Here is a 20,043-nt window from a genome sequence, read left to right on the forward strand (position 1 = left end):
GGGCCGAATTTATTGTTATAAAGTGACTGCTGACGCTTTATTGTTGGGTGTTATCTCGGGGGTATTCGCTGACTGTTTTTTCCGTTTTCCAATCTCCTCGATAATAAAGGCGAAGCGCGCTTCGTTGAGTTTATAAAACAGCCCCATGGTCACGGCGGCGACGATTGCCAGGCCGCACGGCCAGAGGAAAATAAGCTGACGCAAACCCAGCAGCGTGCCCGTGCTCTGCACGGCGTGAGGAACGTAGCCGATCTGGGTCAGCATGATGCCGGGCAGGAAGCCGGCGAGAGCGGCGGAGATTTTGCGCGAGAAGGTGTAACCGGTGTAAACCGATCCCTCGGCGCGAATGCCGGTTTTCCACTCGCCGTAATCAACGGTATCCGACACCAGCGCCCAGTTCAGGCTGTTCACAAACGCGGTGCCGAAAAAGGCCATGCAGGAAAAGAGCACGAACAGCAGGGAGCTGGTTCCCCAGAAGAAGTTCAGCACGTCGCCCACCGCCCACAGCGCCAGCCCGCCCAGATAGACGGGCTTCTTGCCAAAGCGCTTCACCGCGCCGGGCACCAGAAACACGCCAATCAGAATGCAGCCCATGCTGAAAAAGCCCATCCACGACAGCAGATGCAGATCGTTCAGCACGTACTGGGTGTAATAGACCTGAATCGCCAGCTTGATGTTGAACGCGGCGAGAGTACACAGGTTGGCAATGCACAGCACCAGCAGCGGCGGATTGCGAAAAATCGCGCAGAACGATTTCAGAATTCCGGGCTTATGGTGATCGGGCGTTATCTCGACATAGCGCTCTTTCACCCCGCTGTAGCACCACCACATGCAGAACAGGCCGCCGGTGACGAACACCAGCGCAGCCACCAGATAGCCTAGGGAGGGCTGGTGGACGAACAGCGCCTGAATGGGCATAAAGCCGACGGTGCAGAGCAACAGCCCCACCGTAGCGCCGCCCTGTCGCCACGCCGCCAGCTGCGCGCGCTCGTTCGGGTTTTTGGTGATGGCCGGCACCATCGCACCGTAGGCGCAGTTCATCAGGCTGTAGCAGAGCCCAAACATCATGAAGAGCACGGTGGCGAGCGCCGTTTTCACCGTCAGGCTAAAGTCGTTGGCCATAAACTGCGCCGTCGCGACCAGCGCCACCGGGACGGAGGCGTAAAGAATAAACGGCCGGAATTTCCCCCGCGCGCCGATATTACGCCGGGAGTCGAGCAGCACCCCGGTCAGCATGTCGGTAAACGCGGTAAAAAACTTCGCCACCAGGAAAATAATGCCGCCGTAAAACGCGGGCATCCCCAGTTCATCGGTGTAAAACTTCAGCAGGTATAGCGTGCCAATACACAGCATCAGGTTCGAGCCAAAATCGCCCATCCCGTAGGCGCACTTCTCTCGCAGGCTCAATTTCAGGGTTAACGGATCAGTATTGTGTGTCATGGTCGATCCTCAGAGCGCCCCGCAGGGCGCTCTATCACGTCATTTAGGCCGTACGTTTGCGCAGTTCGATCTCTTCCACGATGCGCACATACATCTTCTCGTTGAGGTTGTAGAAGCAGCCCATCGCCACGATGGTGATGACCGCCAGCAGGCTCGGGTAGATAAATATCAGCTGCCGCAGCCCTTCAACCGTCCCGGCGGACTGCACCACGTTCGGCACGTAGCCGATCTGGGTGAGCATGATCCCCGGGAAGAAGCCGGCCAGCGCCTGGGATACCTTCCTGAAGAAGGTAAAGCCGGTGTAGACCGTCCCTTCGGAGCGCACGCCGGTGCGCCACTCGCCGTATTCCACGGTATCGGACACCAGCGCCCAGTTCAGACTGTTCACGAACGCGGAGCCGAAGAACGCCAGGCAGGAGAACGCCACAAAGCTCACCGAGCCGCCGCCGAAGAAGTAGTTGAGCAGATCGCCCGCCACCCAGATCATCAGCCCGCTGATGTAGACCTTTTTCTTGCCGAAGCGCCGCACCGCGCCCGGCATCATAAAGACGCCGATAAAAATACAGCCCATGCTGAAGAAGCCCATGTACGACAGCAGGATCGGGTCGTTCAGCACGTACTGCGTGTAGTAGACCTGAATAGCGAGTTTGACGTTAAACGCGCCCAGCGTGCACAGGTTCGCGATGCACAGGATAAACAACGGACGGTTCCCGGCAATGGCGCGAAACGACTGCAGCAGCCCCGGCTTTTGCGCCGGGTTAGCGGGCTGCGTCTCGACGTAACGCTCGGTGACGCCCTTATAGCACCACCACATAAAGAACAGCCCGAACAGCGAGAAGAGAGTGGCGGCAAATATGTAGCCAAGCTGGTCGTTACCCTCAATCAGGTTCATCACCGGGACAAAGCCCACCGTACAGAGCAGCAGGCCGAGCGTGGCGCCGCCCTGACGCCAGGCCGCCAGCGAGGCGCGCTCGTCCGGGTTTTTGGTGATGGCGGGCACCATCGCGCCGTAAGAGCAGTTCATCATGCTGAAGAACAGGCCGTACAGCATGAACAGCACCGTTGCTATCACCGTTTTGCCGGTCATCTCAAATGGCGTACCGACGAAGTTGGCAATTGCCAGTAAGGTCACCGGGAAGGCGGCATACAGCACGAACGGGCGGAATTTCCCTTTCGGGCCAATCTTGCGCCGGGAGTCGAGCATGATACCGGTGCCCATATCGGTGAAGGCGGTAAAAAACTTCGCAATCAGGAAGATGATCCCGCCGTAGGTGCCGGGCAGCCCCAGCACGTCGGTGTAAAACTTCAGCAAATAGAGCGTGCCGATATCCAGCAGGATGTTTGAGCCGAGATCGCCCATCCCGTAGGCGAGTTTTTCTTTAAACGGCAGGCGTAGGGTTGCCGGATCGGAAGTATGTTGACTCATTATTGTTCTCCGTCTGCCCGCAGGTTTCCCTGCGGGCGAGCCTTATCAGATATCACGTAAGGTGCTAAACAGATCTGCCCATTCGCTGTGCTGGCGATAGAAGACCGGCGGTTTGCCAATCGGGGCATCAACGGTCACGTCACCGCCCTGGCAGATGTCCCCTGTCCACGCATTGACCCAGCTGTCCTGCGGCAGATAGAGCGACCAGTCCCGGCGGCCCTCTTCATGAACCGGTGCCACCAGCAGATCGCGGCCAAACAGGTACTGGTATTTCAGCGTGTAGGCGCGCGCGTCGTCCTCATAGTGCAGGAACAGCGGACGCATCACCGGCAGGCCGCTTTTCGCGTTCTGCGCAACCGCAGCTTTGATGTACGGCTTCAGGGTGGTGAACACGGTGGTCATGCGCGCGAAGTGCGCGATGGTTTCCGCATCGCCGTCGAACTGCCAGTTGTCGCCAGGGCGGTTGCCCTCGTGGGTACGCATCATCGGCGTAAAGGCGCTGAAGTCGCACCAGCGCAGCAGCAGCTCCTTGCTGCGCTTCATCTCGAACAGGGTGGTGTAGCCGCCGATGTCGCTGTGGTGCAGGCCGTGCCCGGTCATCGCCAGCGACAGCGCCGCAGGGATGACGGACGCCAGACCGTCGTCCAGGCTCCAGTCAACGTTCTGATCCCCCGCCCACATCATCACCGAGTGCTTCTGGCTGCCGGTGTAGCCCGCGCGCATGAAGAACAGGATCTCCCCGAGCTTGCCGGTCTCCTGGAGCGCCTCGTAGTTACATTTCGCCCAAAGGGCAGGCCAGGCGTTATGCATGATCTCCGCGCTCACGCCGTTGTGCAGGAAGGTATCGGTCGGCAGATATTCCCCGAAATCGGCCATCCAGCCGCCGCAGCCCAGTTCGATCAGGTTCTTTTTAATGACCTCTTTGTACCAGCCGTAGGCTTCCGGGTTGGTCAGGTCGATAACGCCCGCGTAGAACTCGCCGAATTCAACGTGGTAGTCCTCGCCGTTGGCGTTTTTGGTCAGATAGCCGCGTTTCGCCGCCTCTTCGCAGAGATCTTTATCGCTGGCGACGTACGGGTTGATATAGGAGAGGAATTGTACGCCCTCCTGCTTCCACTGCCCGATCTGCTCGTCAAGTTGCGGATAGAGCTCGCTGTTCCACTTCCAGTTCCACATCACGCGTTTGCCGAAGGAGGTCATGCGGATGCCGGACCAGTCCTGCGCCCAGATGCCGTTCACCTTCACGCCGCCCTCGCGCATAGCGTCGAGCTTCTGCTGGCACACCTCGGTGCCGCCCTGAATGCCCAGCGTCACGCCGTCGTACACCCAGTCCGGCAGCTCCGGCTGACGTCCCAGCAGGCCGGTCAGTTTTTCCAGCAGATCGACGTAGGTTTCCGCACATTCGAAGCGCAGCGTGGCGTTATCTTCCCAGAACGCCAGCTCGTGGAAGTCCGGTGCGCTGAAGTCAAAGTTCATGTAGCAGCTGTTATCCACGTGGCAGTAGTACTTCTGGGTGCTCACGAAGGTAGGCTGCGGGAAGAAGGTCCAGTAGTAGTCACCACCCGCGTTCTCTTTGCAGTCGGCCTGCCAGGTGACGTAGGTCTGCTTGTTGCGCCCCACGCCCTGCTCGCTGGTCCAAAGCGGGAACGGCTTGCCGCGCAGATCGAAATACGAGAACTGCTCGCCGCAGCCGTAGATATGATCTTCCGGCTGCGCCGCCAGCCGCAGCCAGATGCGGTTATGGCTGGCGGCATCATTTTTCAGCTTCAGCTCCAGACGGCCTTCCGCATCCACGCCCACCAGCAGCGTCGCGCTCACCGCATCGCCGCGTGTAAAGCGGATGGCCCAGCCCGCGCTTTGCTGCGAGACGGTCGCGTCCGTCAGGGCAATCTTTTCGTTGAGCTTGTCTTTAATGCTGAAATTGCCGCGAAACATCTCGATATCGGCTTCGCCTGCGCCGATCCACAGGCAAGGCGCTTCTTCGGAGTGGGACAAAATCAGGCGATCCTGCCAGCGCAGGGTGAAGCCACGTTCGTTATTTTTCAGGTCAATATTGTGTAGGGTACGCATAAAAACTCCGTCTTTATTATTTGGCCTGGCTGTCCAGCAATCCGGCGGCGACGGCAGGCGCTAAGCCCGGCGCCAGCGGCAGGCGGGGGATCACCAGGCAGTGCAGCAGATGGTAAATATCCTGCTTGCCGTCCCAGACTTTGGTGGTCACTTCGTTATTGGTGTCCAGCTCCTGCCACCAGGAACCGTTTTCGTAATCCATCAGGTACTTGATGCAGTAATCCCACCACTTCTGATACCAGGCTTCGTACTGCGCTTCGCCGGTCACGGTATAGAGGGCATAGGCCGTGCCCATCGCCTCGACGATTGGCCAGCGCACGCGTTCGCGGACGATAGGCTTGCCGTCCCAGCCCACGGAATAGACAAACCCGTCGGCGCCGTCGGGTGCCCAGGCGTCGCGGATGGTGGCGTGGAACAGGCCTTTCGCATCTTCCAGCAGCCACTCCGGCGGGGTTTCAAAGCGCGCTTCCAGCGCGGCGCGCAGGTGCAGCATCAGGCGGCCCCACTCAATCCAGTGTCCCGGCGTGCCGCCGTAGGCGCGGAAGCGGTGAGCAGGGTTATCGATGTTGTAATCGCGGATCGGGTTCCAGTCGGTGTCGAAATGCTCGTTAACGCGATACTCACCTTTGCGCGCCACGTCGTGAATAATCACCGAGGCGATGCGCAGGGCGCGGTCGAGCCATTTCCGGTCGTGGGTTACGTCATAGACAATCAGGAAGGCTTCCACGGCGTGCATGTTGGCGTTACCGCCGCGGTAATCTTCCGTTTTGCTGAAGGCTTCATCCCAGGACTCGAGGCACATTTGCTCCTGTTCGCTCCAGAAGTAGCGCTCAATCACCTCGATGGCATCGTCCAGCAGCTTGCGTGCCTGCGGGTGGCCGGTGGTGACGGCGCTCGCCGCGCCCAGCAGGACGAAAAAGTGCTGATAGCCCTGCTTGGAGGCGTCAACGACGCCTTCATCGTTTACGCAGGCGTACCAGCCGCCGTGCTGCTTGTCGCGCAGCGGACCGTTGAGGGCGTTAATGCCGTGCTCAACCAGGGCATACGCGCCGGGACGGCCCATGTTCGCCGCCACCGCGTACACGTGCAGCATGCGGGCGGTGATCCAAAGATGGGTGCCCATATCGCTGCGAACTTGCCCGTTATTGCCCAGCCAGCCAAAGCCGGTCGGTACGGCGGCGTTTTTGCCGAAATCGAGAATGCGGTCGGTCTCTTGTTCGAGCCAGCGGTTGTGGCTCAGGGTGTTAAACCATTTCATGTTCGGGTCCTTTCTTAACGGCGAGCCATCATTTCGTCGACGATCTCACCCAGACGCTGAAGTTTTGGTACGGAAATATCACGCAGCATCAGCTCGGTATCCGGCAGGCCAATCACCGAGGACCAGACGGCGCGACCGGCTAAAAAGCCCGATGCCCCTGCCTGCATCGCCACGCTCACGGCGCGCGGGAACAGCTTATCGTCCACGCCGGAGGAGAGGATCACCCACGGCATGGCGATGTTCTCGTTCAGCTTCTGCGAGGCCGCCAGCAGTTCCTGCTGCGTGCCCTTACCAAACAGCGGCATCTCCACCTTGTAGAGGTCGGCCCCGCTGTCGCCCAGCTCTTTAGCCGCATCGATAATCGCCTGTTCGCGGTTAAATTCGGCTCCGCGACGCGGCGGACGCACCACCGGCTCGATAATGCTCAGCAGCCCGTTGTCGTGGCACAGCGTATTGAACGCTTTCACCATCTCCAGGCGCTGCTGCGGATCTTCATCGCTGCGCCACAGCACCAGCAGCTTGAGCGCCTTGCCGCCGTCGCGTTTGACCGCCTGGGCGTCGATGCTTTTGTCGATCACCACGCTGTCGACCGGAATACCGTTCCCCGGAATAAACTCGTCGGCCGCCACAATCATCGCGCAGCTGTTGGCTACGGCCTGCTGCTCCACAATCTGGCGATAGCAGAACTGCTGGTCGACGAGAATGGCAGAGGCGTACGGCGACAGAATCTTCGCCGCGTTGACCTTAAAATCCGTCAGGTGCTGGTCGGTTACCGGCACCGGTGCGCCTGCGGCGGCAAACATCAGGCGCATCGCTTCGCGCTGATCCACGGCCAGCATTGCAAAACCGCCGGAAGGTCGGGTGATATCTTTCAGGGTGTACATCGTCATTCCTCAGTCCTTTCGTATCAGTGTGATTTTTTCAGCCCGGCAGATGCGCGAACCTGTTCTAGAATGGCTGTCCAGTCTTCGCGCCCGCGCCCGGCGGCGCGTGCCTGGTTGTAAACTTCGCGGGACGCCGCGCCCAGCGGCATCGGAACGTGGAGCTGGTTAGCCACGTCCAGGGCGATCCCCAGATCTTTATGCGCAAGGTCGATCATGAAGGCTGGGGAAAGATCGCCTTTCAGTACCTTGTTCGGCCATGAGGTGGTGAAGTGGCCTTTACCCGCCGGCGTGCCGTTCATCACCTTCAGCGCCACGTCAAAGGAGAGGCCAAGCGCTTCACACAGCACCGCCGCCTCGGCGGAAAGCGCGTTCAGGGCGATGCTCATGTAGTTGTTGATGAGCTTCACGCGGATGCCCATGCCTGGCCCGCCGGCGTTAATCAGCTCACTGCCCATTGCCATTAAGACGGGGGTGGCGCGTTCCACCTGCTGCGCGGTGCCGCCCGCCAGCAGAAGCAGCGTGCCGGCGATGGCATGGTCAGACGTGCGTCCCACGGGCACGTCCATCAGGCTGAAGCCGCGCTCAGCCATGTCGCGGATCAGCGCGTCGGTTTGCAGCGGGTGGATGGTGGACATATCAATCACCTGCGCGTCGCGGGATAACCCTTCGCACACGCCGTGCTCGCCGAACAGCACGCTGCGCACCAGGTCGCCGTTTGGCAGCATGGTGATGACGAATTCGGCATCCGTTGCGGCCTGAGCGGGCGTAGCCGCAGCCCGTGCGCCGCTCTCCACCAGCGCCTGAACCGCCTGCGGGTTCACGTCAAACACGTTAAGCTGGTGGCCTTGCTTTAACAGATTCTTCGCCATTGGCGCGCCCATCTGCCCTAAACCGATAAATGCGATTGCTGACATGCCTCTCTCCTGTCACATCGTGTCAATTTCTGCGCGTTTGTGTTGTCTGTTTTTGATCGTATTTGTAATTTATAGTCAAAAAATTGACACGGGTCACTTTTTAAACATTTGGTGAAATTAAAATGAAGGCATCAGAAATCGCAGAAGGAATCACCATGACTCGCATCGTTTGTGTCGGCATTACCGTGCTGGATCGCATCTGGTATCTCGATGATTTACCGAAGGAAGGTGGGAAATATGTCGCAAAGGACTATACGGAAGTGGGGGGCGGCCCGGCGGCAACTGCGGCTGTGGCGGCGGCAAAACTGGGTGCGGAAGTGGATTTTATTGGCCGGGTGGGGGACGACGATACCGGCAGACGGCTGCTGGCGGAGCTGGAATCCCTGGGGGTGAACACCCGCTATACACGCGTGTTTAAAGGTGCCCGATCGTCACAATCCGCGGTGCTGGTGGACGCAGGCGGAGAACGAGTGATTGCCAACTACCCCAGCCCCGATCTGCCCGCCGGGGCAGACTGGCTGCATGAAATCGACTTTTCCCAGTGGGATATTGTCTTAGCAGACGTGCGCTGGCATGACGGGGCAAAACAGGCGTTTACCCTGGCCCGTCAGCAGGGCGTTCCTACTTTGCTTGATGCCGACGTTACCCCGCAGGACATCGCGGAGCTGATAGCCTTAAGCGACCACGCGGCCTTCTCCGCGCCGGGCCTGCGGCGACTAACTCAGTTGGATAAAGCAGAAGATGCCCTTAAAAAAGCACAAACGCTCACAAATGGACATGTGTATGTCACTCAGGGGCGAGACGGCTGCTACTGGCTGGAAAACGGCGCCTTGTGTCATCAATCCGGCTTTGAGGTGAACGTGGTGGATACCACTGGCGCGGGCGACGTTTTTCACGGCGCGCTGGCGTTCAGCCTGGGGCAGCAATCCACCGCCGCAGACGCCGTGCGTTTTGCCAGCGCCGTCGCAGCCCTGAAATGCACAAAGCCCGGCGGGCGCGCGGGTATACCCGACTGTGATCAAACCCGCTCTTTTTTGTCACTTTTTGTATAAAATGCGGAGCGTGATGGTTTTCAGAGGACAGCCCATGAGCCTTACCGAACTGACCGGCAACCCGCGTCACGATCAGCTGCTGACGCTGATTGCCGATCGCGGCTATATGAACATTGATGAACTGGCGCAGCTGCTGGACGTGTCGACGCAAACGGTGCGCCGGGATATCCGTAAGCTCAGCGAGCAGGGGCTGATCACGCGTCATCACGGCGGCGCGGGCAGGGCATCCAGCGTGGTAAACACGGCGTTCGAGCAGCGCGAAGTGTCGCTTACCGAAGAGAAGCGGGCGATTGCGGAGGCGATTGCGGACTATATTCCCGACGGCTCAACTATTTTCATTACGATCGGCACGACCGTAGAGCACGTTGCCCGGGCGCTGCTTAACCATAATCATCTGCGCATCATCACCAACAGCCTGCGGGTGGCGCATATTTTGTATAAGAACCCGCGCTTTGAAGTGATGGTGCCCGGCGGCACGCTGCGCCCGCACAACGGCGGCATTATCGGGCCTGCGGCGACGGCGTTTGTGTCTGGTTTTCGGGCGGACTATCTCGTGACCAGCGTCGGGGCGATTGAGCACGACGGCGCGATGATGGAGTTTGACGTGAATGAAGCCAGCGTGGTGAAAACCATGATGGCCCACTCTCGCCACATTTTGCTGGCGGCCGATCATACGAAATTTAACGCATCCGCCGCGGTGGAAATTGGCAACGTGGCGCAGACAACGGCTCTTTTCACCGATGAGATGCCCGGCTCGGCGCTGCAAAATCATCTGAAATCCAGTAAGGTTGAAACGGTGCTGGCCTGTACCAGCGATGATATCGCCTGAAGCAAAAAGCCGCTGATTTCTCAGCGGCTTTTTTGTTATTTGAAGCTGTATTTTATTCCCAGCATTCCCTGCGTATCGCTGTAGCCTTTATCGCCAATCTGCTGTGCCACATTGCCCCAGACGCTAAGCTGCGGGGTAATCTGCCCCTCTACGCCCGTCTTTAACTCACCAATATTGCGCGTACCGCGCATCTCATTGCTGACGTCATCCATGCGGATGCGCGTGGTCTGGGTATTGTGGATCCAGTTCGCTTCAATAAACGGCTGGAAGGTGCGTGATTTAGCGTCATCCATCGCGTTATGTCCGCTGATATAGGCCTTCACGCCGAGACGCGTCATCAGGTTGCCCTGGGTTTCGTCTTTCACCCGCGTGCCGTTACGCTCGCGATGGTCGTCAGCCTGCACGTCCATCCAAACGGCCTGCGCCTTCGGCTGGATCCAGTAGCTGTTGCGGCCGCTTTCACCCACCTTAACGCTATAGCCCGCTTCGACAGAGGCGGTTACGCCGCTGGAGCGATAACGCTCGGTCGCCTGGTCCTGCCCCATCACCTTATTGTCAAACCAGTTATACAGCACCCAGCTATCAACGTAGGTGCCGCTTTTATCGGCTTCGTTTGCGTACCAGGTACCGTACAGACCTACGCTATAGCCATTCACTTCGCCACGTGAGTGGTATCCGGTCAGGCTGGAAGCGCTCCGGCTCTGGCTGTTACCGTAGCCCGCCATCAGGCCAAGATGCCAGCGGTCCAGGCCATCTGTGCTCCATTGGGCGATATCGCCACCCAACTGCAGCACGTAACGGTTGGCTGTCGTTTTTAGCTGGCCGCTGCCGTCGTTGAAACGCGCATGCCCGCCGACGTTACGCATCCAAAGGCTCGTCACTTTTTGCTCGCCGGTGAGCATGTCGGTGTACTGCGTTTCACCCAGACGATCGTGCAGGCGGGTCATAAACAGCGTATTTGCCGCATAGCTGTTTGCCTGATAGCTGCCAAATTCTGGGCGATACTGATGCTCGCTTTTCGGCGGCGCAGGTGGCGGTACCGGTTCTTGCGGCGGAATCACCGGGTCGACGGGCGGATCTACCGGGACGACAGGCGGGTCGACAGGGTCAACAGGTGGATCCACCGGGTCAACAGGCGGGTCGACGGGGTCGACCGGAGGGTCTACCGGGTCAACAGGAGGGTCTACCGGGTCAACAGGAGGGTCAACGGGTTCAGCCAGGCTGGTCAGAAACCAGTTCTTACCTTTCTGCACAACGTTATAGTCATAACCCCCCGCTACGATACGGCTGGCCTTCTCAAACGTTCCCTCCGAGTTGCCGCCAACGCTGACTATTTCAATCCCTTCAACGGTTTGTGCGCCTGCACCACCAATGTTGTTTACGTCAACCGCGGTGCGACCGGATGTGTTTCCTTCAACAATCAGCCTGTCAGTTTCAGAGGTATCGTCAGACAGCACGGTATTGAAAACCAGCTTGCCGCCGTTGCCTGTGTAATCCTCGTTGATGGTCAGGGTTTGCCAGGCCGCGTCCTCATTATGCTGGAAATTTATCGTGCCGCCCGCGTTCAGGGTCAGGCTGGTCAGCGTTGAGCTGTCGCGCATATTCCAGACGGCATCATTCATCGTAAGCGCGAGAGTACCGGTCCCGGCAGCGTTGCTTTCTATGTACGATGCTCCGTTCCACAGCGAGCTGTTACCCATTGTCAGCATAATGGTACTGTTTTGTGCCGGAAGGGTACTGTTGGCCGCGACGCCACCTGCGGCGAGGATATCGCCGTTAAGGAGGAATTTTCCGCCTGCAGAGGCATCAATAATTCCGCCATTGCTGGCGTTCAGGGCATAGCTACCCTGGTCGCGCTGGCCTGCGGTGGTAATGGTTGCCCCACCGTCGAGCGTTATCACGCCGCGTGACCAGGCATACATCCCGTGCGGTGCCTGGGCGGAGCTGCTGGTTTTCTCGCTGCTGTTGACCGCAATGGTGACGTTATCTCCCACATTTACCGCTGCTGTGTAAGCGTAGATGCCATGCGCGCTGGCACCGTTGGTGGTGATGGTCGCGCCTTCATCAAGGGTGATGGTTGACGAGCCGGTAGAGTACACGCCGGAGGCACTGGCTGCGTCGGTGGTAATGGTCGCTTTTTTTCCCAGCTCGATTCTGGAGGCAGAACCCGCATACAGGCCGTAGGCCGAGGTGCCAAACGTTTCGATGGTGGTCTCATCCCCCAGACGGACGGATGAGCCGCTCTGGTTGGTACGAATCCCCTCGGCGTAGGTACCCCGCGTCACAATATGCGCACGATCGCCGACGACAATGTTATTTTTGGCCTTCGAGGCATCATTCAGTGCATAGGCGCTAATACCGCGACCGGTACTGCCGGTGGTTTCGATATAGAGATCGTCACCCACATAAATATTGGCGGAGCCGAGAGAACCCTGGCTGAAGGAGCTGTACCCGGCATTGATGCCATCGCCGCTTTGGCCATTAACGTAAATGTGGGTGCGGTCGCCGGTAATGATAAATACCGGGTTATTCGGCGTGTTCATACCGTGGGTACGAATACCGTCGACATCTTTACCGTTATTGGCAGCCACTTTTGACTGGGTACGAATAGTCAGGTCGTCACCAAATATCACCCCCGGGCTGCCGGACGTGGAGTTCTGAATAACGGTCACGGAGTGCTCAAAGGCTTCCGCCCCCGGCCCTTCGAGAGTGATCCCATCCCCGTAGACTGGAATATTGCCAGGGCTGTACTGGTAGACATAGTTAGGATCGCTAGTATTTTTGCTAAAGTTCGCGTTTGCCGTTGCAGGAATCAGCGCCTGTATTTCCGCAGGCAAATCCGTTACTGCTCCGGTGGCTGGTAAATTAGCAAAATCGATAACTGCAGCATTCGCGGTAAATAGCGCTGACGATAGTGCCAGCGAAATCGCAACGGCGACAGGTGAGTGTTTCAATAAATATGGCATAACTGCCCCCCTTTCTTTCAGGCGTAAAACATCCTCCACACCATTAAATGTGGGCATGTTAAGAAGTTGAAATTACAAAATAGAAACGAGTATTTTATGAATGCTGGTACCTAACTTCCTCTCTAATCGTATTTTATGAACGTAAATTTTTTTCACATCAATGCTGGTTGTTTTTATTATCTCCCGGAGGCACACCCCTGAAATAAGTCTGTTAAGTAAAGTGAATTCAACAGTGTTCAGGGTATTACCACGCCTGCTGCTCACTCGCCTGCCGGAAAAAAGATGGTTAATTTTTTCCTGCAATATAGCGTCATCGTCATCTGAATAAATAATTCCCTTTATTTCACTGTGGTGAGCGAAAAAATAGTGAGCCAACGCCTCCAGTTTACGGTCCGCGATAAGCACGATGTGCATGTTAGTCATCGCCAGATGTTCAATCCATTGCGGATCGACAAGCAGGCGCAGGTTATACATCGAAAAATCTACAAAAATAAATCCGCGTAATAAATGATTCTTGTTCCCAGACAATATTTTATTTTCTACTGCAAGTTGCAGGAAATGATTTCCCACCGGCCAAACTGCGAAGGAGGCGCTGCCACAGTATTGTGAGCGCACCGTGTTATCCGGAAATAACTGACAGGACAATTCGCAGCTTATACAGCGGACAACCTTTTGCGACGATGTTATCATCCAGTCCACTCCTGTCTTATTTTCATTATCAATATTTCACTGCCTTTCAAATGTGTCAATCTTGAAACATATCCAGCGTTGCTGTCGTATTTATGAGAAATAATGCCAGAGAAAATAAATTCCTGGCTGTCTCAATTCTTGCAGGCCGCAGACATAGCGACAGAACATTGATTGTCAGACCTTACCCAGGAATATTCATCAACCCATTAAGATTATTCGGCAAAAACAACCCCGGAAGGAAATTGACGAAACAGCACTAATAGCTAAAGATTCGTCACCTCGATCTTCCTGAACGTCAGTCTTTTCTCAACGTGTGGCTCAATATAATTATTTGACCTGGTGAAGTGTAATGAAATCTCATTATGTCCTTTTAGCTGAGGCTCACCTAAGAAAACCGATTTGTAATCAATTGAAAAATAATGCGATGTTTCTAATCTTAGGTACGGGTGTGTCGCGCTCTGATCCTTCTGACCTATACTGTTGTTAATTATACGTGTGTTTTTTGGGTTTGTGGGGTTAAATATTGTTATTGCAGAGGAAAGTAAAATTGTATCTTATTAACAAGCTGGTCGAGTATGACCCGGAAAACAAAACCCTGGCGAATCATATTACCGGGCGCACGATACATTTGCAGCTTCCTGCCAATCTCTGCTTTCTTTATCTCGTTACCCATCCTGGCGAAATAATTTCGCAAAATCAGTTAATGGTGGTGGGATGGGGTGAGCGTAACGATGTCACCACACCGAATACCTTTTACCAGGCCATTTTGACATTGCGCAATGCGCTGGCTGAAGTGGGGTTGCCGCGCGATACGGTAAAAACGATTTCGCGTCGCGGGCTGACGCTTTCCGAAGCCACCCAGGTTGAAGTATTTACCCCAACCGCCGAGCCGATAATTGCCAGTGAAGACGTGGCAATAGCCGAAGGCACCGCGATGAAGAAGCCGGCGTGGTTAATAATAGCCACCGCTACGCTTTTTCTGATCGCGCTTATTAACGGGGTCATATTATATAAACATCACCAGAACATGCCGTTTAGTCACTACATTCCACTTTCAATGGGCAGCACGACCAACGCCTGCCAACTCTTTTATGCACCTAATGAACATATGCAGGACCATTACCTTCGCTTGTTAAAAAATTATCCCAGCCTGTGTGCCGGAAACCGATACGTTTTTCTCATCGGCTATAGTAAAACGGAGCGAATCGCGGCGTTTGTCTGTAATAACGATGCGCGACATGACGCGGCAGCGTTATGTACCACGCATTATTTTTGGGCGCATGAGCAATGATGACACTCGGGAATCGTATTATTTTGCTGGCGGCGTTGCTGGGGGCTGCTATTACCAGCGGCTGGTTAGCGTATTCGCATTTTTCGAGTGCGCCGATACGCTGTACAGGTGATGTGGAATGGACGATTGGTAAAAACCGATTTGTAGGAACGGTTTCATGGCGAATGCAGCATCGGGAAGGGACCGCTGTCATTAACGGTAAACTGTTTGGTCACGTGGTTTCTGAAGTCAACCGCACCATCTATTTCCACTACAGCGATCACCAGAACGCGCGCGTATTGAATAACGATCGTATTATTAAAACCTTCGCCGATAGTGCGGATGAGGCTGATATCAATGCAACGCTACCGGGTTTTTATCGCACGCCGGGAAGAGATCTGAGCCTGATGATTGATGAGTACCGTGGAGCGTGGCTTTTTGCCGCGTCAAACGTCCCTTCGCTGTACTGCCGTAAAAACGCACCGTAAAAATCAATCGCACACCTTAGACGGCACGCATAGTCAAATCTCGTGATTCCCGCTACAGTTATCTCTCCACGGCGAAAGGAGATAAACATGCTTTATATCTTTGACTTAGGAAACGTAATCGTCGATATCGATTTTAACCGGGTGCTGGGTGCCTGGAGCGACTTTAGCCGTGTGCCGCTGGCGACGTTAAAGCAGGATTTCGCGATGGGTGAGACCTTCCATCAGCATGAACGCGGCGAGATTAGCGATGAAGAGTTTGCTGAACGCTTCTGCCAGGAGATGGGGCTTTCGTTAAGCTATGAACAATTTTCTCACGGCTGGCAGGCGGTATTCGTCGCGATCCGTCCGGAAGTGATCGACATTATGCACAAATTGCGCGAGCAGGGGCACCGGGTGGTCGTGCTGTCTAACACCAACCGTCTGCACACGACCTTCTGGCCAGAGGAATACCCCGAAGTTAAGGCGGCGGCAGATAAGATCTATCTTTCGCAAGAGATGGGTATGCGTAAGCCTGAAGCGCGAATTTATCAGGCTGTTTTGCAGGCAGAGGGATTCACCGCGGCCGATGCGGTCTTTTTCGATGACAACGCCGATAATATAGAGGGAGCTAACCAGTTGGGTATCACGTCAATTCTGGTGACCGGAAAAGAGACGATACCGAACTACTTTGCGAAGCAGTTATGCTAAAAACCGTTCATCAAAAAGCCACGCATCATACTCGCCCGCTGAGGGCCTGGCTGAAGTTGCTCTGGCACCGCATTGATGAGGACAACATGACCACGCTGGCGGGTAACCTCGCCTACGTGTCGTTGCTCTCATTAGTGCCGCTGGTGGCGGTGATCTTTGCGCTCTTTTCCGCATTCCCGATGTTCGCGGACGTTAGCCTGCAGCTTCGCCATTTCGTCTTCGCGAACTTCATCCCGGCCACCGGGGATGTTATCCAGAACTACATCGAGCAGTTTGTTGCCAACTCCAGCAAAATGACGGCGGTGGGGGCGTGCGGCCTTATCGTTACCGCGCTGCTGCTGATGTACTCTATCGACAGCGCGCTTAACACCATCTGGCGAAGCAAAAAAATCCGTCCTAAGGTCTATTCCTTTGCCGTCTACTGGATGATTTTAACGCTGGGGCCGTTGCTGGCTGGGGCGAGTCTGGCAATCAGTTCGTATCTTCTCTCCTTGCGCTGGGCGAGTGATTTAAACAGCGTGATTGATAACGTGCTGCGTATTTTTCCGCTGATCCTGTCCTGGCTCTCGTTCTGGCTGCTCTATAGCGTTGTACCGACCACGCGCGTGCCTAACCGCGATGCGGTAGTTGGGGCGCTGGTGGCGGCAGTGCTTTTTGAACTGGGTAAAAAAGGGTTTGCCCTTTACATCACCATGTTCCCGTCTTATCAGCTGATTTACGGCGTGCTGGCGGTGATCCCCATTTTATTTGTCTGGGTTTACTGGACCTGGTGTATCGTCTTGCTTGGTGCCGAAATAACTGTCACTCTCGGCGTATACCGCGAACTTAAAAAAGCAGCAGAAGCTGAAAAACAATTAGAAGCAGACCAACCATGATTGCATTGATACAGCGCGTAACCCGTGCCAGCGTCACCGTGGAGGGAGAGGTGACGGGTGAAATTGGCCCAGGACTTTTGGTGTTGTTAGGTGTCGAAAAGGATGATGACGAACAAAAAGCGAACCGCTTATGCGAGCGCGTGCTGGGCTACCGCATATTCAGCGATGCGGAAGGCAAGATGAATCTGAACGTCCAGCAGGCGGGCGGCAGCGTGCTGGTGGTTTCCCAGTTTACGCTGGCAGCGGATACCGAGCGCGGCATGCGCCCAAGTTTCTCTAAAGGCGCCGCGCCGGATCGTGCAGAAGCACTTTACGAATACTTTGTTGAGCGTTGTCGCCAACAGGAAATGAATACGCAAACCGGACGATTCGCTGCAGATATGCAGGTCTCGCTGGTGAACGATGGCCCCGTCACATTCTGGCTCCAGGTATGAGCCAACTGGCGGCGTGGCCGCGGGTAACAAGAGAGAGTACAGCTATGTATCACCTTCGAGTACCGCAAACGGAAGAAGAGTTAGAAGCGTATTACCAGTTCCGCTGGGAAATGCTGCGCAAGCCACTGCATCAGCCAAAAGGATCTGAACGCGACGCCTGGGATGCGATGGCCCATCATCAGATGGTGATGGACGAAGAGGGCAACCTCGTCGCCGTCGGGCGACTGTATATCAACGCTGATAACGAAGCGTCGATTCGTTTTATGGCGGTTCACCCTTCCGTGCAGGATAAAGGGCTGGGGACGCTAATGGCGATGACGCTGGAGTCCGTCGCCCGTCAGGAAGGCGTTAAGCGCGTCACCTGTAGCGCCCGGGAAGATGCCGTGGAGTTTTTTGCCAAACTCGGTTTTGTTAACCAGGGTGAAATCACCGCCCCGCAAACCACGCCGATTCGCCACTTTTTGATGATCAAACCCATCGCCACGCTGGACGATATTCTTCATCGCGCGGACTGGTGCGGGCAGCTGCAGCAGGCCTGGTATGAACACATCCCTCTGAGTGAAAAGATGGGCGTGCGCATTCAGCAGTACACCGGGCAAAAATTCATTACCACCATGCCGGAAACCGGCAATCAGAACCCTCACCACACCCTGTTTGCCGGCAGCCTGTTTTCCCTGGCGACGCTCACCGGCTGGGGGCTGATCTGGCTAATGCTGCGCGAGCGGCATCTTGGCGGCACCATTATTCTGGCCGATGCCCACATTCGCTACAGTGCGCCGATCAGCGGCAAGCCGAGCGCGGTGGCGGACCTTGGCGCGCTGGGCGGCGATCTTGATCGTCTGGCACGTGGCCGCAAAGCGCGCGTGCAGATGCAGGTTGAGCTGTTCGGCGATGAAACGCCGGGCGCGGTGTTTGAAGGCACCTATATCGTTCTTCCTGCGAAGCCGTATGGCGCTTATGAAGAGGGCGGGAACGAGGAGGAGTAGTCTCCTTCTCACTCTCGTCCGGCATGGTTAATGCGCCAGGCAATATCTCGCATAACGTCTCGCGCTGACTGGCTAATTCCACTCAACTGAAAGAAGCCGTGTATTACACCCCGCCATCGTTGAGCGGTACACTTCACGCCTTGCTCCGTGAGGCGCTGACAAAGCGCCTCGCCTTCGTCGCGTAACGGATCATACTCAGCGGTAACAATGTGGACCTTTGGCAGACCGCTAAAGTCGTTGCGCCACAGCGGGCTGACTTCAGGATGCTGACGGTCGGCTCCAGCCAGATACATTTCATAGCCGCTCAAAAGGGTATCGCGAGTAATCACGTAATCCATGCCATTGAGGGTATAGCTTTCAAAACTGGCCGTAGCGTCGAGCATGGGGTAGATAAGAATGAGTTGTGCGGGATCCCAGAGACCTTTGGCCTTAAGCCGCAATGATGTTACCAGCGCAAGATGGCCTCCCGCGCTGTCTCCACAAAGTGTAATCCGGTTTTTATCCACACCTAATTGTTCTGCATTTTGCCAGACAAGATCTGCCGCTCTCTCTGCATCGTCATGCGCAGCGGGGAAGGTATGCTCGGGTGCGAGTCTGTACTGAACCGCAATGACCCGACAGTTACCGTAAAACGCCAGTTGGCGAAGCTGATTATCATGGGTTTCAAACCCACCGCTGACAAAACAACCGCCATGATAGTAGAGGGCACAAGGTAACGTTTCAGGGGCATTGACAGGCGAAAATACCCGAAAGGTCAAATCCTCAAGAACAAGCGTTTCAACCTGGACACGAGTTTCTTTTTCCCCGGCCAGCGCTGTGCTGGCGACATATCCGCTTCTCCGGTCATCAATACTCTGCTTTCGCGAGGAAGGTCGTCCTGCGGCAATAAACTCCTGTACCAGCTTATCAATACCCTTCTCCAGAGCCATGGTTACGTCCTTTTACTGTGTGTTTATACAGTTTATAGCCTGGTTTACAGCAGATGAAAACAGAGAAATGTTGAGAGGTGCATATTGTGGAAAGCGGCTCGCAAAATCGATCATTCCCTAAAAAACGTCCTTTCACCCTAAATTGATAAAGAGTATTTTGCCTGAAAATTAACCAAAGATGATATACTAAGGTGATATATGAGCGTTTTGGCGGAACTTGATATGGGCAGAATACTTATCGATTTGTCTGATGACGTGATTCAACGTTTGGATAACCTCAAGCAATTGCGAAATCAACCACGTGCTGAACTGCTTCGCGAAGCGATTGAGCTGTATCTCGACCAGCAGAGTTCTTCTGTTATCCGAAATGCGCTTGGTCTGTGGGGAGACAGAAAAGAGGACGGGCTTGAGTATGAACGCAAGCTGCGTGAGGAGTGGTAATCATGGAGCACATGGCAGTGTTTGATACCAATATTCTCATTGATCTCTTCAACAACCGTGTTGAAGCTGCGGATGCGATTGAGCATACCGCGTCGCATCGTGCCATCAGCTTAATTACCTGGATGGAAGTGATGGTGGGCGCTCGCAGGCATGGTCATGAAGCGAAAACGGCAGCCGTGATGGGCGCTTTTGAAATTATTGATGTGTCTCGGGATATCGCGGAAAGAAGCGTTTTACTACGTGAGAAGCATGGAATGAAACTGCCTGATGCTATCATCCTGGCTACAGCGCAGAGCAGAAAATGTCCGTTGATTTCTCGCAACACGAAAGATTTTGCGGGTATTGACGAGGTCCTTACGCCTTACCAGGTGTAGGCCGGGCAAGCTCGCGCCGCCCGGCACTCT

At 55.6% G+C, this 20,043-nt stretch carries 19 protein-coding genes; 10 read left to right on the plus strand and 9 right to left on the minus strand.

Annotated elements, in window-relative coordinates:
* Positions 1 to 15: 15 nt before the first annotated feature.
* From IM303_RS19825 to yihU, 6 genes are read right to left on the minus strand one after another with little or no spacing between them, the layout of a single operon-like run.
* Positions 16 to 1,440 (minus strand): MFS transporter, encoded by a 1,425-nt coding sequence (locus IM303_RS19825; RefSeq protein ID WP_193360189.1) that lies wholly within the window; start codon positions 1,438 to 1,440, stop codon positions 16 to 18.
* A gap of 43 nt (positions 1,441 to 1,483) precedes the next feature.
* A complete protein-coding gene (locus IM303_RS19830) occupies positions 1,484 to 2,866 on the minus strand; it encodes an MFS transporter (RefSeq protein ID WP_049001371.1) in 1,383 nt (460 codons plus the stop codon).
* A gap of 45 nt (positions 2,867 to 2,911) precedes the next feature.
* Positions 2,912 to 4,936, minus strand: a complete 2,025-nt coding sequence (locus IM303_RS19835) for an alpha-glucosidase (RefSeq protein ID WP_049001374.1) — start codon at positions 4,934 to 4,936, stop codon at positions 2,912 to 2,914.
* Between the two features lie 16 nt (positions 4,937 to 4,952).
* Entirely contained in the window at positions 4,953 to 6,194 is a 1,242-nt protein-coding gene (gene yihS / locus IM303_RS19840; protein ID WP_049001376.1) for a sulfoquinovose isomerase, read from the minus strand.
* A gap of 14 nt (positions 6,195 to 6,208) precedes the next feature.
* Positions 6,209 to 7,084: a sulfofructosephosphate aldolase gene (gene yihT, locus IM303_RS19845; protein WP_045260226.1), complete on the minus strand. Its 876-nt coding sequence runs from the start codon at positions 7,082 to 7,084 to the stop codon at positions 6,209 to 6,211.
* A gap of 17 nt (positions 7,085 to 7,101) precedes the next feature.
* Entirely contained in the window at positions 7,102 to 7,992 is an 891-nt protein-coding gene (yihU, locus tag IM303_RS19850; RefSeq protein ID WP_049001380.1) for a sulfolactaldehyde 3-reductase, read from the minus strand.
* A gap of 155 nt (positions 7,993 to 8,147) precedes the next feature.
* On the opposite strand from yihU, the gene IM303_RS19855 reads away from it, so the two are divergent.
* Positions 8,148 to 9,044, plus strand: a complete 897-nt coding sequence (locus IM303_RS19855) for a sugar kinase (RefSeq protein ID WP_049001382.1) — start codon at positions 8,148 to 8,150, stop codon at positions 9,042 to 9,044.
* Positions 9,045 to 9,078: 34 nt separating this feature from the next.
* The gene (locus IM303_RS19860; protein WP_032644939.1) at positions 9,079 to 9,873 is read left to right on the plus strand and encodes a DeoR/GlpR family DNA-binding transcription regulator; all 795 of its coding nucleotides are present in this window, start codon (positions 9,079 to 9,081) and stop codon (positions 9,871 to 9,873) included.
* A gap of 35 nt (positions 9,874 to 9,908) precedes the next feature.
* On the opposite strand, the gene IM303_RS19865 is transcribed toward IM303_RS19860, so the two are convergent.
* On the minus strand, positions 9,909 to 12,839 hold the full coding sequence (locus IM303_RS19865) for an autotransporter outer membrane beta-barrel domain-containing protein (RefSeq protein ID WP_049001385.1): 2,931 nt from the start codon (positions 12,837 to 12,839) through the stop codon (positions 9,909 to 9,911).
* Between the two features lie 72 nt (positions 12,840 to 12,911).
* Complete coding sequence (locus IM303_RS19870) at positions 12,912 to 13,529, minus strand: transcriptional regulator (RefSeq protein WP_049001388.1); 618 nt, start codon at positions 13,527 to 13,529, stop codon at positions 12,912 to 12,914.
* A 547-nt stretch (positions 13,530 to 14,076) separates the two neighbouring features.
* On the opposite strand from IM303_RS19870, the gene IM303_RS19875 reads away from it, so the two are divergent.
* The 6 genes from IM303_RS19875 to fabY all read left to right on the plus strand — a co-directional run bounded on the left by IM303_RS19875 (position 14,077) and on the right by fabY (position 18,269).
* Positions 14,077 to 14,820 carry a winged helix-turn-helix domain-containing protein gene (locus IM303_RS19875; protein ID WP_049001390.1) on the plus strand — a complete coding sequence of 248 codons (744 nt, stop codon included), beginning with the start codon at positions 14,077 to 14,079 and terminating at the stop codon, positions 14,818 to 14,820.
* Positions 14,817 to 15,287, plus strand: coding sequence for a hypothetical protein (locus IM303_RS19880; protein ID WP_049001393.1), 471 nt, complete (start codon positions 14,817 to 14,819; stop codon positions 15,285 to 15,287). Before IM303_RS19875 ends, IM303_RS19880 begins: the two co-directional genes overlap by 4 nt.
* A gap of 87 nt (positions 15,288 to 15,374) precedes the next feature.
* Positions 15,375 to 15,974, plus strand: a complete 600-nt coding sequence (gene yihX, locus IM303_RS19885; RefSeq protein ID WP_045260234.1) for a glucose-1-phosphatase — start codon at positions 15,375 to 15,377, stop codon at positions 15,972 to 15,974.
* The gene (locus IM303_RS19890; protein ID WP_045260235.1) at positions 15,968 to 16,849 is read left to right on the plus strand and encodes a virulence factor BrkB family protein; all 882 of its coding nucleotides are present in this window, start codon (positions 15,968 to 15,970) and stop codon (positions 16,847 to 16,849) included. Before yihX ends, IM303_RS19890 begins: the two co-directional genes overlap by 7 nt.
* Positions 16,846 to 17,283, plus strand: a complete 438-nt coding sequence (dtd, locus tag IM303_RS19895; protein WP_008501836.1) for a D-aminoacyl-tRNA deacylase — start codon at positions 16,846 to 16,848, stop codon at positions 17,281 to 17,283. The genes IM303_RS19890 and dtd overlap by 4 nt, the downstream gene beginning before the upstream one ends.
* A gap of 44 nt (positions 17,284 to 17,327) precedes the next feature.
* Positions 17,328 to 18,269, plus strand: coding sequence for a fatty acid biosynthesis protein FabY (gene fabY, locus IM303_RS19900; RefSeq protein ID WP_028014875.1), 942 nt, complete (start codon positions 17,328 to 17,330; stop codon positions 18,267 to 18,269).
* 8 nt (positions 18,270 to 18,277) lie between these two features.
* On the opposite strand, the gene IM303_RS19905 is transcribed toward fabY, so the two are convergent.
* Positions 18,278 to 19,198, minus strand: coding sequence for an alpha/beta hydrolase (locus IM303_RS19905; protein WP_028014874.1), 921 nt, complete (start codon positions 19,196 to 19,198; stop codon positions 18,278 to 18,280).
* A gap of 198 nt (positions 19,199 to 19,396) precedes the next feature.
* Between IM303_RS19905 and IM303_RS19910 the strand changes: the two genes are divergently transcribed.
* Both IM303_RS19910 and IM303_RS19915 read left to right on the plus strand, forming a co-directional pair.
* Positions 19,397 to 19,639, plus strand: coding sequence for a ribbon-helix-helix domain-containing protein (locus tag IM303_RS19910; protein WP_015569912.1), 243 nt, complete (start codon positions 19,397 to 19,399; stop codon positions 19,637 to 19,639).
* Positions 19,640 to 19,641: 2 nt separating this feature from the next.
* Positions 19,642 to 20,013 (plus strand): type II toxin-antitoxin system VapC family toxin, encoded by a 372-nt coding sequence (locus tag IM303_RS19915; RefSeq protein ID WP_077266491.1) that lies wholly within the window; start codon positions 19,642 to 19,644, stop codon positions 20,011 to 20,013.
* The last annotated feature ends 30 nt before the right edge of the window (positions 20,014 to 20,043 follow it).

The organism is Enterobacter cloacae complex sp. P38RS, from assembly GCF_014930775.1.
GTDB classification, from domain to species: Bacteria; Pseudomonadota; Gammaproteobacteria; order Enterobacterales; family Enterobacteriaceae; genus Enterobacter; species Enterobacter bugandensis.

Excerpts from the sequence above, each read along its gene's own strand:
- IM303_RS19865 (WP_049001385.1), bottom strand. The coding sequence starts at position 12,839 with ATGCCATATTTATTGAAACACTCACCTGTCGCCGTTGCGATTTCGCTG.
- IM303_RS19890 (WP_045260235.1), top strand. The coding sequence starts at position 15,968 with ATGCTAAAAACCGTTCATCAAAAAGCCACGCATCATACTCGCCCGCTG.
- IM303_RS19915 (WP_077266491.1), top strand. The coding sequence starts at position 19,642 with ATGGAGCACATGGCAGTGTTTGATACCAATATTCTCATTGATCTCTTC.
- IM303_RS19835 (WP_049001374.1), bottom strand. The coding sequence starts at position 4,936 with ATGCGTACCCTACACAATATTGACCTGAAAAATAACGAACGTGGCTTC.
- IM303_RS19905 (WP_028014874.1), bottom strand. The coding sequence starts at position 19,198 with ATGGCTCTGGAGAAGGGTATTGATAAGCTGGTACAGGAGTTTATTGCC.
- IM303_RS19880 (WP_049001393.1), top strand. The coding sequence starts at position 14,817 with ATGATGACACTCGGGAATCGTATTATTTTGCTGGCGGCGTTGCTGGGG.
- yihX (WP_045260234.1), top strand. The coding sequence starts at position 15,375 with ATGCTTTATATCTTTGACTTAGGAAACGTAATCGTCGATATCGATTTT.
- fabY (WP_028014875.1), top strand. The coding sequence starts at position 17,328 with ATGTATCACCTTCGAGTACCGCAAACGGAAGAAGAGTTAGAAGCGTAT.
- yihS (WP_049001376.1), bottom strand. The coding sequence starts at position 6,194 with ATGAAATGGTTTAACACCCTGAGCCACAACCGCTGGCTCGAACAAGAG.
- yihU (WP_049001380.1), bottom strand. The coding sequence starts at position 7,992 with ATGTCAGCAATCGCATTTATCGGTTTAGGGCAGATGGGCGCGCCAATG.
- dtd (WP_008501836.1), top strand. The coding sequence starts at position 16,846 with ATGATTGCATTGATACAGCGCGTAACCCGTGCCAGCGTCACCGTGGAG.
- IM303_RS19830 (WP_049001371.1), bottom strand. The coding sequence starts at position 2,866 with ATGAGTCAACATACTTCCGATCCGGCAACCCTACGCCTGCCGTTTAAA.
- yihT (WP_045260226.1), bottom strand. The coding sequence starts at position 7,084 with ATGACGATGTACACCCTGAAAGATATCACCCGACCTTCCGGCGGTTTT.
- IM303_RS19855 (WP_049001382.1), top strand. The coding sequence starts at position 8,148 with ATGACTCGCATCGTTTGTGTCGGCATTACCGTGCTGGATCGCATCTGG.
- IM303_RS19825 (WP_193360189.1), bottom strand. The coding sequence starts at position 1,440 with ATGACACACAATACTGATCCGTTAACCCTGAAATTGAGCCTGCGAGAG.
- IM303_RS19870 (WP_049001388.1), bottom strand. The coding sequence starts at position 13,529 with ATGATAACATCGTCGCAAAAGGTTGTCCGCTGTATAAGCTGCGAATTG.
- IM303_RS19860 (WP_032644939.1), top strand. The coding sequence starts at position 9,079 with ATGAGCCTTACCGAACTGACCGGCAACCCGCGTCACGATCAGCTGCTG.
- IM303_RS19910 (WP_015569912.1), top strand. The coding sequence starts at position 19,397 with ATGAGCGTTTTGGCGGAACTTGATATGGGCAGAATACTTATCGATTTG.